The sequence below is a fragment of the Burkholderia sp. RS01 genome (genome assembly GCF_039748055.1).
Lineage (GTDB): Bacteria > Actinomycetota > Actinomycetes > Actinomycetales > Micrococcaceae > Arthrobacter.
In genome coordinates this window covers 116,662-131,683 of record NZ_JBDLAK010000003.1, presented here as the reverse complement: position 1 = coordinate 131,683, position 15,022 = coordinate 116,662, and the positions used below count along the sequence as shown (strand labels likewise).

Genomic DNA, 15,022 nt, shown 5'->3' with positions numbered 1-15,022 from the left:
ATATATCGTGATCTAACAGTCACGATATATCGCAAGTGGAGGAATCATGGCAGAGAACTCGTGGACCGTCACCGGCCCGCAAACCATCGACGTCGACGGCGTCTCGTCGCTGAAGCTCGGCATTGTCCGCGGCCGGTTTGACATCGTCACCCACGACGAGGCTGTGGCCCGCATCGAAGTCTCCGAGCTCCACGGCGACCCCCTGGCGGTGACCGTGACCGATGGACGCCTTGAGGTCCGGCACCAGCTGCACGGCGCGCAGGGCTGGTTCAAAAACCTGATGGAGTCCGTCAACAACCACAGCAACAATTCGGTGGTCATCAGCATCGCGGTGCCGGCCGGCGTCCAGGTTGAAGCCGGCACTGTCAGCGGAGACGGACTCGTGTCCGGCATCAGCGGCCACACCAAGCTCAATACCGTGTCCGGTTCCGTCATGTCCGACGGCACCTCAGGCGATCTCCATGTGAACACCGTCAGCGGCGAAGTGATCGCCCGGAATCACCACGGAGTCCTGACGGCAAAAAGCGTCTCCGGCGAGGTCACGGCGTCGGGACGCTTCAGCAACATACGCGCCAACACCGTCAGCGGCGACATGAGCTTCGACCTGCACGGCTTCACCCACGATTTCGGCGCCAACTCAGTGTCCGGCGACATGACCATCAGGCTCCCCCGCGACGTCGGCGTGGATATCGTGGCCAAATCTGCCAGCGGTGCCGTGGTGATCGATGACCAGAGGTACACGCAGCCGGGCGGCAAGGTGCAGACCATCGCGGGCCCGGATGCCAGGCTGATGCTGGTACGGACCAATTCGGTGTCCGGTAAGACCTCCATCTTCCACGGCCTGGCTTCCGCCGACGCAGAAACGTCGCTCTGATGCCTCCCGTCTTTGCCCACGGCGCGCTGCGCCTGTACCTCCTCGCGCTCCTGGAGTCCGGGCCCAAGCACGGGTACGAGCTCATCAAAGCCTTGAGCGACCGGTTCGGCGGCACCTACTCCCCCAGCGCCGGGACGATCTATCCGCGGCTCGGGAAACTTGAGGAAGAGGGGCTCGTTGCCACGGAGTCCGAGGGGCGGCGCACCAACTACCGCATCACGGCCGCAGGCCTGGCCGAGCTGAACAGCCGGCGTGATGAACTCGCGGGCGTGGAAAACGACATCGCGGCGTCCGTCCGGCGGCTGGCGGACTCGTTGCGGGCCGACATCCGCAGTAACATGCGGGGCCTGCGCGCGGACCTGGCGGCCACCGCGGAAGCTGCCCGCTGCGCTGCCAGGTCAGCTGACTTCACCGGCTCCGCGGCCCGGTCCTCCCCGGAGGGACACCGCATGCTCAAGGAGGCGGAGATGCTGCTTCAGGCCTTCCGGGATGACCTGCGGGTGGAACTTCGGGCGCAGGCCAGCGCGCGGCCCCTGACCCCCGTCACGCTGGAGACCATGAGGACGGTGCTTAACCAGGCGCGCATCTCGATCAGGAATTCCTTGAAGGCTGAGCCGTGAACGTCATCTGGGGCTCCTACGGGCCTGCCTCCGCCGATCACCAAACGGCCGACCGCCAAATGCTGGCTGCCGCTGCCCGGTCAGCGCGCACTCCGGGAGGCGCCTGCGCGGGCAGTTCCGCGGACCGGATGCCGGTTCGCGGCCCGTCCACTGATGTGGGAGACTTGAGGGCAGCTCTTTCGAGTACCGATATTAAGGAGGCCAGCTATGAGCAAACGTGCACGTAAACGCCGTGACCGTAAGCGTGGCGGCGCTAACCACGGGAAGCGCCCCAACACCTAAGCCACGGCTAGAACCGAAGCTTAAAACGAAGTGCCCCCGGAACCTGTTGGTTGCGGGGGCACTCCGTTTAAGCTTCGGCCTGCTGTCAGGCGTCCGCGGGCGTCAGGCGTCCACGGGCGTCAGGCGTCCACGGGACGGATGTTGTGGATCCTGTCCAGGATCGCGTTCTTCAGGTTCTCTGGCGCGGCTTCGGTGCAGGACCGCTTCACCATGTTCCGGATGACGCACTCGAGATCGTACTGTTGTGTGCATTCCGGACACTCGTCCAGGTGATGCTTGATTTCCGCAAGGTCACTGCGGGTCAGCGCCCCGTCTAGGTACTCGTAGATGCGTTGCATCCGGGCGTCGTCGCAATCGCCCAATCCCTGGCAGTCGCTCATTTCCTGTTCTCCTGATTGTTGCTTTCCGCTGCTGCCTTGGTGTCCGGAGCAGCTTTGAATCCCCGCTCGGCGGCGTAATCCGCCAGCATGTCCCGCAGCATCTTTCGGCCCCGGTGCAGCCGGGACATGACAGTGCCGATGGGGGTGTTCATGATGTCTGAAATTTCCTTGTACGCAAATCCCTCGACGTCGGCGAAGTAGACAGCCAGCCGGAACTCTTCGGGGATTGCCTGAAGCGCGCGTTTGACGTCCGAGTCAGGCAAATGGTCCAGGGCTTCCGCCTCAGCCGAGCGGAGCCCGCTGGACGTGTGCGATTCGGCCCGGGCGAGCTGCCAGTCCTCGATCGTGTCCGAGTTCGACTGCAGCGGCTCGCGCTGCCGCTTCCGGTACAGGTTGATGTAGGTGTTCGTCAGGATCCTGTACAGCCACGCCTTCAGATTGGTGCCCGGCTTGTACTGGTGAAACGCCGAAAACGCCTTGGTGTAGGCCTCCTGGACGAGGTCCTCGGCGTCTGCAGGGTTCCGGGCCATCCGCATGGCCGCCGAATACAGCTGGTCAACGTACTGCATTGCGTCGCGCTCAAAACGGATCCGCCGGGCTTCAGTGCTCTCGGATGCGACGTCGATTTCCTCGGCCTGCTCAGGTGCCTGTTCGGGGACCGAAGACGTACTGATGACCTGGGCGCCGTCTCGGGCGTCCTCCTCCTGTGTGGCCTCAAGGGCCGGATCCACGGTGCTCATTGCGTTCAAGTCTACTGTGATCCTTGGAACCGGCCCGGTGTCGCGCCCGGCGCCGTACGCCGAGCCGGCTGACCCGGCCCGCGGCACGTCAAACTCCGGCACCTTGAGCTCCGCTGCCTCTAACGTGAACTCCGCCGCCTCAAAGGGGCGCAACCGGGAGGGACTTCGCAGCCCCACAGCATCCTTCACCAAAGTCAAAGCTCCATCTCCACTCCACTGGTCCCGCGCAAACAGGACCGTCCCCGCGTGTTAAGCCCGTATCAAGTACTCACGTGCCCGGCACGGCCACGCCGCAGGCCAGCCCTCGTGCATGCAACTGCGATAGGGCCGGCCCGGGCAGCGCCCGGCCACGATTGAATCCCGGCAACCACCCCGGATATTGTCCGAAAGCCTGTTCCGGGCCTGTAGTCGACAACGACGCCTGGCGGGCAAATATTCCGCAAAAGTGCAAGACTAGAACCGACTCCGCCGCAGAAACCGTGGCTCGTCCATCCAGGAGGAAATTCATGTCCTTTGTCCGTTTTCTCGCCCGACCGATGCTGGCCTCAAGTTTCGTCCTCGCCGGCGTGGACAAGCTCCGGAACGCGGACGACACTGTGGAACAGTTGTCACCCCTCCTGCGCCGTGCCACTGAGGCCCTCCCCTTCCAGACGGACGAGAAGGTCCTGGCGCGGCTGATCGGCGGGACCCAGGTGGGCGCAGGCGTACTCTTCGCCTTCGGCAAGTTTGCGCGGTTTTCGGCGACCCTCCTGGCTGTCATCTCGGCGCTGAACGCATATGTGGAATGGCGCAGTGCCGATATCAGCAGCAAGGAAGGCCGGGATGCGCGCCGCACCCAGCTGCTCAAGAACGTCACGCTGACCGGCGGCGTGCTGCTGGCCTCGGTGGACACGGCCGGCAAGCCCAGCCTGGCCTGGCGCGCGGAGCATCTCACCGCCGACGCCCGGAAGACGGCAAGCCACCTGGCTGCGGACGTCCGCAAAACTACCGGCAAGAAGTTTCACAAGGCGGACAAGGCAGTTCGCAAGGCAGTAGACCACGCAGTGGGGGCATAAGCAGGAATGACAGGATCCATCACGGGCGTGCCCGTCGACAACACCGGCGCCGCGCCGCATTGGTCCGCGCCGTTTGCGGACCAGCCCGTGGACGCCACGGTCCGCGTCCCCGGGTCGAAATCCCTGACCAACAGGTATCTCGTGCTCGCCGCCCTGGCTGACGGCCCGTGCCGCCTGCGGGCCCCGCTGCACTCCCGTGATTCCGCACTGATGATCGGAGCGCTGCGCCAACTCGGCGCGGATGTCCGCGAGGTGCCGGGTGACGGCGCATTCGGCCCGGACCTCGAAGTAACGCCCATCCCGCCGTACTCCGGCGGCCAGGAAGCGGCCATCGACTGCGGGCTGGCGGGCACGGTCATGCGCTTCGTCCCGCCGCTGGCGGCCCTCCGGAGCGGCACCACCGTTTTCGACGGCGATCCCCACGCCCGCGAGAGGCCGATGGGAACCATTATCGAAGCCCTGGCCGGGCTCGGCGTCGCCGTCAGCGGTGCATCGGGCGAACTGCCGGCATCCCTGCCGTTCCGTGTTGCCGGCACGGGAGAGGTCCGCGGCGGGCATCTCGTCATTGATGCCAGCGCCTCCTCCCAGTTCGTCTCGGCCCTGCTGCTCGTCGGTGCGCGGTTCACGGAGGGCCTGCACCTTGAGCATGCCGGCGGCGCCGTGCCGAGCCTGGACCACATCAACATGACGGTGGCCGTGCTGCGCGGAGTCGGCGTCTCCGTGGATGACTCCACGCCGAACCACTGGATCGTCAGCCCGGGAGCCATCCGCGCCTTCGATCAGCGAATCGAGCAGGACCTCTCCAACGCCGGTCCCTTCCTGGCCGCCGCCCTCGCGTCGCGCGGCACCGTCCGGATCCCGGACTGGCCGGAACACACCACCCAGGTGGGCGACCTCTGGCGGAGCATCCTCAGCGACATGGGGGCAACCGTGACACTGGAGGCCGGGACCCTCATTGTCACCGGCGGACGCGAAATCAAGGGCGCCGACTTCGCGGAAACCAGCGAGCTCGCCCCCACCGTTGCTGCACTCTGCGCGCTGGCCACCGGCCCCTCACGGCTGAGCGGCATCGCCCACCTGCGCGGGCACGAAACCGACAGGCTCGCCGCGCTGGTCACCGAAATCAACCGGCTCGGCGGCGACGCCGAAGAGACAGCCGACGGCCTTATCATCCGGCCCGCACCCCTTCATGCCGGAGTCGTGCACAGCTACGCCGACCACAGGATGGCCACCGCGGGCGCGATCCTTGGCCTGGCCGTGCACGGCATCGAAGTGCAGGACATCGCCACCACGGCAAAGACCATGCCGGACTTCCCGCAGCTGTGGGCGGACATGCTCAAGCAGGGCACCGCCCTCGCAGGCGGCAACGGCGTTGCCCAGGGGAACGGCGCAGGGACCCACGGTGGCACGCAGCACTGAGTCCTGGGACGAGTCCGACGTCCGGATCCGCCCCAACAAGAAGGGTTCCCGGCCCCGCACCAAGGACCGTCCCAGCTACGACGACGCCGTCACGGGCCGCATCATCACCGTTGACCGCGGGCGCTACACGGCCGTGGTGGGCGAGGACTCCGGGCACGAGCGGACGGTCATCGCCGCCCGGGCCCGCGAACTCCGCCGCTCCCCTGTGGTGGCCGGCGACTTCGTGTCCCTCGTGGGCGACGTGTCCGGCGACCCGGACACGCTGGCGCGCCTGGTGCGGATCCAGGATCGGAAGACGCTCCTGCGCCGCAGCGCCGACGACACCGACCCGATTGAACGCGCGGTAGTGGCCAACGCGGACCAGCTGGTGGTGGTCGTGGCCGCCGCCAACCCGGAACCGCGCACCGGCTTCATCGACCGCGCCCTCGTCGCAGCGTACGACGCCGGCATCGAGCCGCTGCTGCTCGTCACCAAGGCCGACGTCAAGGACCCCGCCGAACTGCTCGACAACTACCGGCATCTCGACTTCCCCGTCATCATCAGCCGCACAGCCGACTCGGCGGCGTCGGGCATCGACGCCCGGTCCGACGACGGCCTGTCCGCCCGGCTCGACGTTGAGGCGGTTTCGCAGCTCCGCGCCTACCTGGACGGCAAGGTCACGGTGATGCTGGGCCACTCCGGCGTCGGCAAATCCACCATGGTCAACGCCCTGACCGGGGCGGAACGGGCCACCGGCGGCGTCAACGCCGTCACGGGCCGCGGCCGGCACACGTCGTCGTCGGCCCTCGCACTCAAGCTGGCCGATGCCCCCACCGGAAGCTGGATCATCGACACCCCCGGCATCCGTTCCTTCGGCCTGGCGCACGTCGACCCGGACCGGATCCTCCATTCGTTCCCCGACCTTGCACCCGGCACCGAGGCCTGCGAACGCGGCTGCAAACACGATGCCACGGCCGTCAACTGCGGCGTGGACGCCTGGGTCTCCGCCGGCCACGCGGGCCCCTCCGGAGCTGCCCGGCTCGCGTCATTGCGCCGCCTGCTGGGCACAGATCCCCGCATGGAAGCGCAGGAAACCAAGGAACTCGGCAGCGTCGGCTAGGCTCCCCGCCGCCGCCAGCAGCCGGACATCCCCGCCCCGCCGGGCCTTTGACGGTAGTTTGGAACCATGACCCAACCCGCTTCGAGCTACAACGATGACCTGCGACTGGCCCATGTGCTGGCGGACTCCGTCGACGACCAGACCATGAGCCGGTTCAAGGCGCTTGACCTTCAGATAGAAACCAAGCCAGATCTGACGCCGGTCACCGATGCTGACAAGGCCGCCGAGGAGTCCATCCGCGGCCAGCTGTCCCGTTCCCGCCCCCGCGATGCCGTCCTCGGCGAGGAGTTCGGCAGTTCCGGCCACGGCTCCCGGCGCTGGATCATTGATCCCATCGACGGAACCAAGAACTTCGTCCGCGGGGTTCCGGTCTGGGCCACGCTTATTGCGCTCGTCGATGAGGGCGAGCCCGTCGTGGGCGTGGTCAGCGCCCCGGCACTCGGCAAGCGCTGGTGGGCCGCCAAGGGGGCAGGCGCCTACATGGGCCGTTCGCTGGCCGCCGCCACCCGCCTCAAGGTCTCCAACGTCTCAAAGCTGTCGGACGCCTCGCTGTCATATTCCAGCCTCGGCGGCTGGAAGGAACGGGGCAACCTGGACGAGTTCCTGGGCCTTACCGAGGACGTGTGGCGGACGCGCGCCTTCGGTGATTTCTGGTCGTACTGCCTGGTCGCTGAAGGCGCTGTCGACATCGCCTGCGAGCCGGAACTGAACCTGTATGACATGGCCGCCCTGGTGCCCATCGTTACGGAAGCCGGCGGCCGCTTCACCTCGCTGGAAGGCACCGACGGCCCGTTCGGCGGCAACGCCCTGGCCACGAACTCCATCCTCCATTCTGAGGTCCTCAAGCGCCTCAATCCGCAGCTGGATGATCTGCTCTAGGCCGCTTCCGGATCCTTCGGCAGAAAATATTACGACGGCGGGCGCCCCCTCAGGGAGGCATCCGCCGTCGTATATTCGGCAATTCCGGCGATTCAACCCCTCTGTAACAAACGGCTTAATATTCGCGTCCGCCTTTTTCATCGCCAGCCGGGATGTCCTAGGCTCGTAACAGGTCACGAGTGCCAGCGCTAAACCCCGGTTTGCTGGCCGGCAACCCTCCATTCGCGGTGGGGTGCCCCGGGTGACGACCAGGCCGGTCCGGAACGGACCCGGCAAGCGCGGATCCCCGTCACAAGGGGTCCTGTCAGAGCGAGGTCCCATGACGACTGCAATCTTCCCTTCCAACACCGGCACCGGGCTGCTTGACGACCGCTTTGCCGCTGCCGGCCGGCCCCTGGCCGCGGTCACCGGAGCCGAGATCCAGGCGCCGCTGATCCAAGGCGGGCACGTCCGCTACGCCAACCTCGACTACGGAGCGTCCGCGCCGGCGCTTTCCGTCGTCTCGGCGTATCTGAACGAGATCCTGCCCTTCTACGCCAGCGTGCACCGGGGCGCCGGCTACGCGTCGCAGATCAGCACCTCCGTCTACGAAAACGCCCGGAACATCGTCCGCGAGTTCGTCGGCGGCCGCGCGGACGACTCTGTGATCTTCACCCGGAACACCACCGATTCCCTGAACCTGCTGGCCGGCTGCCTGCCGGTCGTGGACCACCCCCACACCGGGGAGGTCCTTTACCTCGACATCGAGCACCACGCCAACCTGCTGCCGTGGCAGGGTGTGCCGCACCGCAGCGTCGTGGCGTCCGAAACGATCGAGGGCACCATCGCAGCCCTGCGCGCCGAACTGGAGCACGGCGACGTCAGCCTCCTGGCCGTCACCGGCGCGTCCAACGTCACCGGCGAAATCCTGCCCATCCGCCGCCTCGCGGCGCTGGCCCACGAGTTCGGCGCCAGGATCGCCGTGGATGCGGCGCAGCTCGCGCCGCACCGCCGCATCAACATCGCAGCGGACGACGTCGACTACCTCGCCTTTTCGGGTCACAAGCTTTACGCGCCGTTCGGTGCCGGCGTGCTGGTGGGACGGCCGGACTGGCTCGACGCCGGAACACCCCACCTCGCCGGCGGCGGCGCCGTCAGCGAGGCCAGGCTCGACGGCGTCAGCTGGGCCACTGGCCCCGCGCGCCACGAGGGCGGCTCCCCCAACGTCCTGGGCGCGGCCACGCTTGCCCGGGCCACCCAGGTGGTCGCGGCGCTGGACCAGGAGCGCTGGCATGCGCATGAGGCTGCCATCCGGTCCTTCCTCGTCGAGGGGCTGCCGAAGATCGACGGCGTCACCGTCCACCAGATTTTCTCCGACACCGACCCGGACACGGACACGATCGGCGTGGTCAACTTCTCCGTGGCCGGCTACGACGCCGGGCTGGTGGCCGCTTACCTGTCCGCCGAGCACGGCGTGGGACTCCGGGACGGCCGCTTCTGCGCCCACCCGCTCCTCAAGCGCCTCGGCCTCCCGTCCGGTTCCCTGCGTGCGAGCTTCGGGGTGGGTTCGCGGCTCGAGGACGCCCAGCGCCTGCTGGCCGGCATCGACGAGCTCCGCCGGACCGGCCTCGGCTGGGACTACGTGGTGGACTCCGGCCGCTGGGTTCCGGCCAATGACACCCGCACTTACCCGGACTGGGCACCGAATACGCCGGGTACCGCCGGAGCGGCCCCGTGCACGCAGGACTGACGCCGGCAAATGCGGCCGGCAGCTCCATGCGGTAAATTCGAAGGGTAAATTTTCGGCATGGGCTAAGGAGACTGCACGTGGCACGGGGTGGTCCCAAACTCGATCACGGGCGGCGGCAGGAGCTCGGGCACAGCTTTCAGGACGGCGGCGAGCACTACCACCGCGTCCGCCCCGGCTACCCTGCTGACTCCGCGGATTGGCTCATTCCCGCCGGCTCCCTCACGGCCGCGGACCTGGGCGCCGGCACCGGCAAGTTCACCACGCTCCTGGTGGAACGCGGCCTCGCTGTCACCGCTGTGGACCCCTCGCCGGACATGCTCGGCCAGCTCCGCGCCGACCTCCCTTCGGTGGCGGCGCTGGAAGGGACCGCAGAGAACACCGGACTGCCCGCGGCTGCCTTCGACGTCGTCACGGTGGCCCAGGCATGGCACTGGTGCGATCCCCTGCTGGCCAGCGCCGAGATCGCGCGAATCCTGAAAACTGGCGGCGTTCTCGGCCTGATCTGGAACCAGCTGGACACCTCCGTGCCCTGGGTCCACCGGCTCTCCCGCATCATGCATGCAGGGGATGTCCACAAGCCTGACTTCCGTCCCCGGATAGGCCCGGAGTTCGCCGGACTGGCAAGCCACCTGACCCGGTGGGAGGATCCGGTCACACCGGGCGACATCCTTGAACTGGTCAAGTCGCGCAGCTACTATCTTCGGGCGAACGACGCCACCCGGGCCAAGGTCACCGGCAACCTCGACTGGTACCTCCACGAACATCTGGGCCACGCAGAAGGCGAGCAACTGCTCCTGCCCTACCTCACCCAGACATGGCGGGCAGCGAAGGCATGATGGCGCACCGGCACCGGGTAGGCTTGGATCCGTGAAGACCAGCATGCCCTCCTCCTCGATCGAGGACTACGTCAAGGTCATCTATTCCTTCACGGAGTGGCAGGACAAGCCCATTACGTCCACCCAGCTGGCACAGCGCCTTGGCGTCGCCAACTCCTCGGTCTCCGAGATGGTGCGCAAGCTCAAGGACCAGGGCCTGGTGCTGCACAAGCCGTACAGCGCCATCACGCTAACGGCAGAGGGCGTCCGGCTGGCTCTCTCCATGGTGCGCCGGCACCGGCTCATTGAAACGTACCTCGTGCAGGACCTGGGCTACAGCTGGGATGAAGTCCACGATGAAGCCGAGCAACTGGAGCACGCGGTCTCGGACACCTTCATCGAACGGATGGCGGCCCGGCTGGGAAACCCGACGCGGGACCCTCACGGTGATCCCATCCCCTCCGCCGACGGCACGGTGCAGATGCCCTCCGCCCACCGCATGAGCGAACTCGACGACGGGCACACCGGCAGGATCACCCGGATCAGCGACGAGAACCCGGAGCTGCTCCGCTACCTCTCGGCCGAAAAGATTGACCTTGACGCGGACGTCGAGGTCAGGGGCCGCAAGCCGTTCGGTGGCGCCCTGGTGGTGCGCATCGGTACCGCCGGGACGAGCCGGGACTTCGATCTCGCGGAAGAAGTCGCCTCCGCGCTGTGGGTGCACAGCGACTCCGCCCATGCCGGCTGCCGGATGGCCGGGATCTGAATGATCGGCCTCAGGGCAGCCCTCCTCCGGGTGAACGGCCCCGGCGCGGCGGCGGTTTGCCGGTGAAATCCAGTCCGCCGCTGAAGCGCGCCGCCGGCGACGGCGCGTCCGCCGTGAAGTCGGCCGCCGGCCACGGGTGGCGGGCCTGGGCGGCTGTCGCCGCGGGCGGGCTGCTGGGGACGGAGCTGCGGTACGGGCTGGTCATGCTGTTCCCCGAGGCCGGCGGGTCGGTGCCGTGGACCACGCTGGGCATCAATGTTGCCGGCAGCTTCGTCCTGGGCGCGCTCACCACCATCTGGATCGCCCGGCCGCACACCGCCTTCTGGCTCCGCGCCGGCATCGGCCCGGGCGTGCTCGGGTCCTTCACCACGTTCTCGGCACTCATCATTTCAGTGGACCGGCTGGCCAGTGAGGGACTCCCCGGCGTGTGGGTTGCCTACCTGTGCCTTTCGGTGGTGCTCGGGCTGGGCGCCGCAGCAGCCGGCTGGCGGGTCGGCAAAGTGCTGGGCGGCTTGAATCGGGGCCGCACGTGACCGCGCTTTTGGTAGGCCTGTTCGGCATGGCCGGCGCCCTCATCCGGTTTGGCGTGGACAGCCTGTTGGCCGGCCGGGCAACTCCCCGGCGCCACTGGCCCTGGGCAACCCTCCTAGTCAATATCGCCGGATGCCTGGTGATCGGGCTGTCCATCGGCATCAGCAGCCGGTTCGGCCCGGAATGGCACGCCGCGCTGGCCACCGGCCTCGCGGGCGGCCTGACCACTTTCAGCTCATGGACCACCGCGACTGTGCGCCTTGTCAGCGAGCAGCGCTACCTTGCTGCGGCGCTCAACATCGGCGCCAACCTCCTCACGGGCCTGGCCGCTGCGGCTGCCGGGATCGCGCTGAGCGGCGGGTAGGCCGCCGCAACCGGTGCCGACCTCCCGCGGCTGTGCGGCAGCGCGGCCGCGGGAGGTCGAGGATGGCGTTGAACGACGCCACGATCGCCACGGTCAAGACTTGTCGCTGAAGGCGGGTTGGAGCAGCGCTCCGGCCCGCACCGGTCATGCCTTACCGTATCGTTGACTGTGATGATTAGCAGACGTGATGCGGCTATTGCCCTTGATGTACCCCTGGAAATGGCACAGCGCCACGGCATACCCAAATGGCTGTCGGAGGCCGAGCTGGGTGAAATCCTGGACAACCCCCCGCAGTGGCTGCTCCAGTCCCGTGCCAACCGGACCGGCAAGCGGCCGGTGTGGGTGCATTTGACGTGCGACGTCTGCGGTTATTCGGAAGCGGCCAGGCCCAAGAAGTGGTGGCCGGACTTCACGTACGTCAGCTGCGCGCATCACAGCCCGGCCGAAATTCCGCCGCCGGCGCCGGGGTTCGTGCGCAGCGAGTTCGACGGCGTGGGCACCCGTTTCGTGGGCATCGCCGACGTCTCAGCCTGACTACGGAAGCTCCCACATCCCGCAGTTACATTCGGCATGAAACAGGCGTAATTTACGTATGGAGGGGCATTCTCGTGCCCCTCGGACGAGGGAGCACGCCATGCCGGACAAGACACCGCACCAGCAGCAGCAGAAAAAAGCGGGCAAAACCATCAAGCAAAAACGGGCGGACAAGAAGGCCAAGGGACCCATTGAAGGTGCCCCGGACCCGGTCGCGCACCTGAAGAAGCGCTGACCGCAGGTGCCGTCGAACAAGAAAGCGGGGCCGGATTCCGGCCCCGCTTTTTTGGCTGCTCGTCTGTTGCCGGCTAGCCGCCGTCGGCCATTTCGCCAGGCACGGCAACAATTTCCTGTTCGCGTCCGTCACGGAGGATGGCAATACTCATCGGTACCCCGATGGCCTCCGCAAAGAGGAGTTTCTGCAGGCTTTCGGCATTGCTGACCGGCCGTGAGCCTGCCCTGAGCAGCACGTCCCCGGCCCGCAGGCCCGCCTGCTCTGCGGGGGAACCCGACAGCACTTCAACAACCCGCAGCCCTTGGCGTTGCCCGGTACGGACCACGGCGCTTGCACCCAGCCGGATCGGAGTGCTGACCACGCCAAGGTATGCCCGCCGCACGCGGCCGTCAGCCAGCAGCGCCGAAATGATGCGTCGGGACGTGGTGTTGATGGGTACGGCCAGTCCCAGGCCTGCGCCGGCCACCGCGGTGTTGATGCCCACGATCCGGCTGCGGGCATCGGCCAGCGCACCTCCCGAACTGCCGGCGTTGAGCGCGGCGTCCGTCTGGATGACGTCCTCGATGACACGCCGGTTGCGGCCGGCCCAGACAGGAATGGCGCGGCCCAGCCCGCTGACCACACCCGCCGTCACGGAGCCGGCGAGTCCGAGCGGATTGCCGACGGCGATGACCAGTTGACCCACGCGGAGGGATTCCGCATCGCCGAATTCCGCCGGGGGCACATGCGGCGCCCGCCCGCGGATCACGGCGAGGTCCGACAACGGATCCGCCCCGACCACCTCAAGGTCCGTTCCGGAACCGTCGGCAAAGACTGCCCGCCCCTTCTGCGTCCCGGCCACCACATGCGCGTTGGTGAGCAGGTAGCCGTCCTCCGTGAAGAGCACGGCTGACCCTGCGCCGACGCGGAATCTGCCGTTTCGCCGGTTTCCGGTCATCTCGATGGCGGCGACATGCGGCGTGACCGCTTGGGCCACCCTGATCACCGTCTCTGAGTAGGCATCCAGCGGCGCGTCGTCGTCGACGGAATCGGATGAGCTTGCAGGCGCCGTGGACATGGCGCGCCTCCCTTGGCCTGTCATAGGTGTGATGCGGATTGAGTTGCTACCTGAAACAACTCCGGCAGCACGCCGGCTACTCCCGGATGCGCTACGCCGTTGGTGAACAGCGGGGCGCCGGCCTCAGCTCTGGGCGCCCGGCGTCGTTGTGCCAGGCGCAGTTGTATCGGGCGCCGAGAGCCCGAAGCGTGGGTAAAGGAGCGGCAGCCCCGTCGTCACACCGTAGTCAAGGGCATCCCCTCGGTGGCCGATGCCGCTGCCAACAAAGCGCCGGGTGGCCATGCCGGCTGCCTTGGCGTCCGCTGCCGCTGTTCTCGCCTGGGCACTGTAAACGGGGTCCAGGGAACCGCTGGTGAAGATGGCGAGTTCGTTGGAATACTTGTGCGCTTTGAGGATGTTGGCGGGTTCCTCCGCGGCGAATGCCGCGTGGTTCCCCTTGAAGATCGTGTTGATCGTGTTGGCTTCGGTTCCGTTGAGCGGCTCCAGTTCGCCTGATATGTCGAGAATGTTGGCGAAGAGGTCAGGGCGCTTCGCGCCGAACGACAACGCACATTCCCCGCCGTTGGAGTAACCGCCCACTGCCCATTCAGTGTGGTCGGCGTCGACATTGAGGTTGCTCCGGACGAAGTTGACGACGTCAGTGGTCACGTAGGTATAGACGTTGCCGCTGTCCGAATCGACGCACACAGGGTTGTGGAACGGATTGCCGAGCTGGTCGACCGTCAGCAGCAGCGGGGCCAGGCCGTGGTGCTGCCGGGCAAGGGCGTCGAGTTCCCGCACCGCCGACCTGTCCTGCTCGGGGCCGCCGGGCTGTCCCATCATCATGACAATAATGGGCAGTGCCGGCGGATTCGGGACCAGCGCCGCCGGCGGCAGATAAAGGTGGGCGTCGCGGGCGCGGAAGCCGGACGCAGGGGCAGGGATTGAAATCGGGCCGTCACGGCCCGCGGCGGGCATGCCGGCGGGAGCTTTCCACGTCTTCCACAGCGGGCCGCCGGTCTCAGCTCTGGAACTCAGCTTCGGCAGGGCCAGGGGACGGGCGGGGTTGAGGTCCAGGAAGGCGCCCACGGTGGCGTTGAGACCGTAGGCCGCATTGATGCCAAGGGCCGCCGTCGCAGCGAATAGCAGAATGGAAACTCCGGCCGCAAGCTTGCGCCGCCAGCGTGAATGCCACATGTTCAGCAGCGCCAGCGCCACCGAGCCGAAGAGTGCTATGACCCAGGCGTGCGTGTCGGGATCCAGGGCCAGGCCGAAGACGTTGAGCCAGCCCTCGCAGACATAGAGGGTAAGGACACCCGCCAGGGAGCCGCCTGCCAAGGCGGCGACCGCGCTCAGGAGCCGGCGACCCTGGAGATGACGGCGCCGGCGTTTGAACTGCCGGGGAATCGAGCCCACCGGAATCGAATGAAGTGCAATCGAACGCCGCGGTACCAGTCGCCGGACGCCGGCAGCCGATGCAGGGACCTGCCGCCGGCGGGCCGGGCCCGCCGGCCGGATCAACAGATACACGACCGCCAGAAGGCTTGCCGCGTCGAATGCGTAGAGCAGGGGTTTCTGCAGAATATTCAGGTCCAGCAGCGGCAGCATCTTGCCTCCTTGCGTCCAGCCCCCTGGCGCTCCGCCCAGGATGAGAGTAGGACCGG

17 protein-coding genes and 1 riboswitch are annotated in these 15,022 nt (G+C 67.2%); of the genes, 13 read left to right on the top strand and 4 right to left on the bottom strand.

The annotated features are described in order from the left end of the window. Window positions 1-46 precede the first annotated feature (46 nt). Together ABFP37_RS04400 and ABFP37_RS04395 are read left to right on the top strand one after the other, a co-directional pair. Complete coding sequence (locus ABFP37_RS04400; RefSeq protein ID WP_078027959.1) at window positions 47-874, top strand: DUF4097 family beta strand repeat-containing protein; 828 nt, start codon at window positions 47-49, stop codon at window positions 872-874. Next, a complete protein-coding gene (locus ABFP37_RS04395; protein ID WP_078027960.1) occupies window positions 874-1,494 on the top strand; it encodes a PadR family transcriptional regulator in 621 nt (206 codons plus the stop codon). Before ABFP37_RS04400 ends, ABFP37_RS04395 begins: the two co-directional genes overlap by 1 nt. A gap of 401 nt (window positions 1,495-1,895) precedes the next feature. Here the strand turns inward: ABFP37_RS04395 and rsrA are convergent, their stop codons facing one another. Next, window positions 1,896-2,156: a mycothiol system anti-sigma-R factor gene (gene rsrA / locus ABFP37_RS04390; RefSeq protein ID WP_078027961.1), complete on the bottom strand. Its 261-nt coding sequence runs from the start codon at window positions 2,154-2,156 to the stop codon at window positions 1,896-1,898. Continuing rightward, window positions 2,153-2,896 carry a sigma-70 family RNA polymerase sigma factor gene (locus ABFP37_RS04385; protein WP_078028190.1) on the bottom strand — a complete coding sequence of 248 codons (744 nt, stop codon included), beginning with the start codon at window positions 2,894-2,896 and terminating at the stop codon, window positions 2,153-2,155. The genes rsrA and ABFP37_RS04385 overlap by 4 nt, the downstream gene beginning before the upstream one ends. Window positions 2,897-3,402: 506 nt before the next feature. On the opposite strand from ABFP37_RS04385, the gene ABFP37_RS04380 reads away from it, so the two are divergent. The 11 genes from ABFP37_RS04380 to ABFP37_RS04330 all read left to right on the top strand — a co-directional run bounded on the left by ABFP37_RS04380 (window position 3,403) and on the right by ABFP37_RS04330 (window position 12,322). After that, complete coding sequence (locus tag ABFP37_RS04380) at window positions 3,403-3,951, top strand: DoxX family protein (protein ID WP_078027962.1); 549 nt, start codon at window positions 3,403-3,405, stop codon at window positions 3,949-3,951. Window positions 3,952-3,957: 6 nt separating this feature from the next. Continuing rightward, entirely contained in the window at window positions 3,958-5,370 is a 1,413-nt protein-coding gene (gene aroA / locus ABFP37_RS04375) for a 3-phosphoshikimate 1-carboxyvinyltransferase (protein WP_078027963.1), read from the top strand. After that, window positions 5,354-6,469: a ribosome small subunit-dependent GTPase A gene (locus ABFP37_RS04370; protein WP_078027964.1), complete on the top strand. Its 1,116-nt coding sequence runs from the start codon at window positions 5,354-5,356 to the stop codon at window positions 6,467-6,469. The genes aroA and ABFP37_RS04370 overlap by 17 nt, the downstream gene beginning before the upstream one ends. Window positions 6,470-6,535: 66 nt before the next feature. Then, window positions 6,536-7,348, top strand: coding sequence for a histidinol-phosphatase (gene hisN / locus ABFP37_RS04365; protein ID WP_078027965.1), 813 nt, complete (start codon window positions 6,536-6,538; stop codon window positions 7,346-7,348). A 171-nt stretch (window positions 7,349-7,519) separates the two neighbouring features. Next, window positions 7,520-7,633: riboswitch (SAM riboswitch) on the top strand. Between the two features lie 34 nt (window positions 7,634-7,667). Next, complete coding sequence (locus tag ABFP37_RS04360) at window positions 7,668-9,077, top strand: aminotransferase class V-fold PLP-dependent enzyme (protein ID WP_347032838.1); 1,410 nt, start codon at window positions 7,668-7,670, stop codon at window positions 9,075-9,077. 77 nt (window positions 9,078-9,154) lie between these two features. Next, entirely contained in the window at window positions 9,155-9,913 is a 759-nt protein-coding gene (locus tag ABFP37_RS04355) for a class I SAM-dependent methyltransferase (RefSeq protein WP_347032837.1), read from the top strand. Window positions 9,914-9,944: 31 nt separating this feature from the next. Further along, window positions 9,945-10,658 (top strand): metal-dependent transcriptional regulator, encoded by a 714-nt coding sequence (locus ABFP37_RS04350; protein ID WP_347032836.1) that lies wholly within the window; start codon window positions 9,945-9,947, stop codon window positions 10,656-10,658. A gap of 62 nt (window positions 10,659-10,720) precedes the next feature. Further along, window positions 10,721-11,191, top strand: coding sequence for a CrcB family protein (locus ABFP37_RS04345; RefSeq protein ID WP_347032835.1), 471 nt, complete (start codon window positions 10,721-10,723; stop codon window positions 11,189-11,191). Further along, entirely contained in the window at window positions 11,188-11,553 is a 366-nt protein-coding gene (locus ABFP37_RS04340; RefSeq protein WP_078027969.1) for a CrcB family protein, read from the top strand. Before ABFP37_RS04345 ends, ABFP37_RS04340 begins: the two co-directional genes overlap by 4 nt. Before the next feature lie 171 nt (window positions 11,554-11,724). Beyond that, complete coding sequence (locus tag ABFP37_RS04335) at window positions 11,725-12,087, top strand: hypothetical protein (protein WP_104136288.1); 363 nt, start codon at window positions 11,725-11,727, stop codon at window positions 12,085-12,087. A 100-nt stretch (window positions 12,088-12,187) separates the two neighbouring features. Then, window positions 12,188-12,322, top strand: a complete 135-nt coding sequence (locus tag ABFP37_RS04330; protein ID WP_258064271.1) for a hypothetical protein — start codon at window positions 12,188-12,190, stop codon at window positions 12,320-12,322. Window positions 12,323-12,395: 73 nt separating this feature from the next. Here the strand turns inward: ABFP37_RS04330 and ABFP37_RS04325 are convergent, their stop codons facing one another. Together ABFP37_RS04325 and ABFP37_RS04320 are read right to left on the bottom strand one after the other, a co-directional pair. Then, window positions 12,396-13,379: a trypsin-like peptidase domain-containing protein gene (locus ABFP37_RS04325; protein WP_347032834.1), complete on the bottom strand. Its 984-nt coding sequence runs from the start codon at window positions 13,377-13,379 to the stop codon at window positions 12,396-12,398. Between the two features lie 123 nt (window positions 13,380-13,502). Further along, entirely contained in the window at window positions 13,503-14,966 is a 1,464-nt protein-coding gene (locus ABFP37_RS04320; RefSeq protein ID WP_347032833.1) for an alpha/beta hydrolase-fold protein, read from the bottom strand. Between the last annotated feature and the right edge of the window lie 56 nt (window positions 14,967-15,022).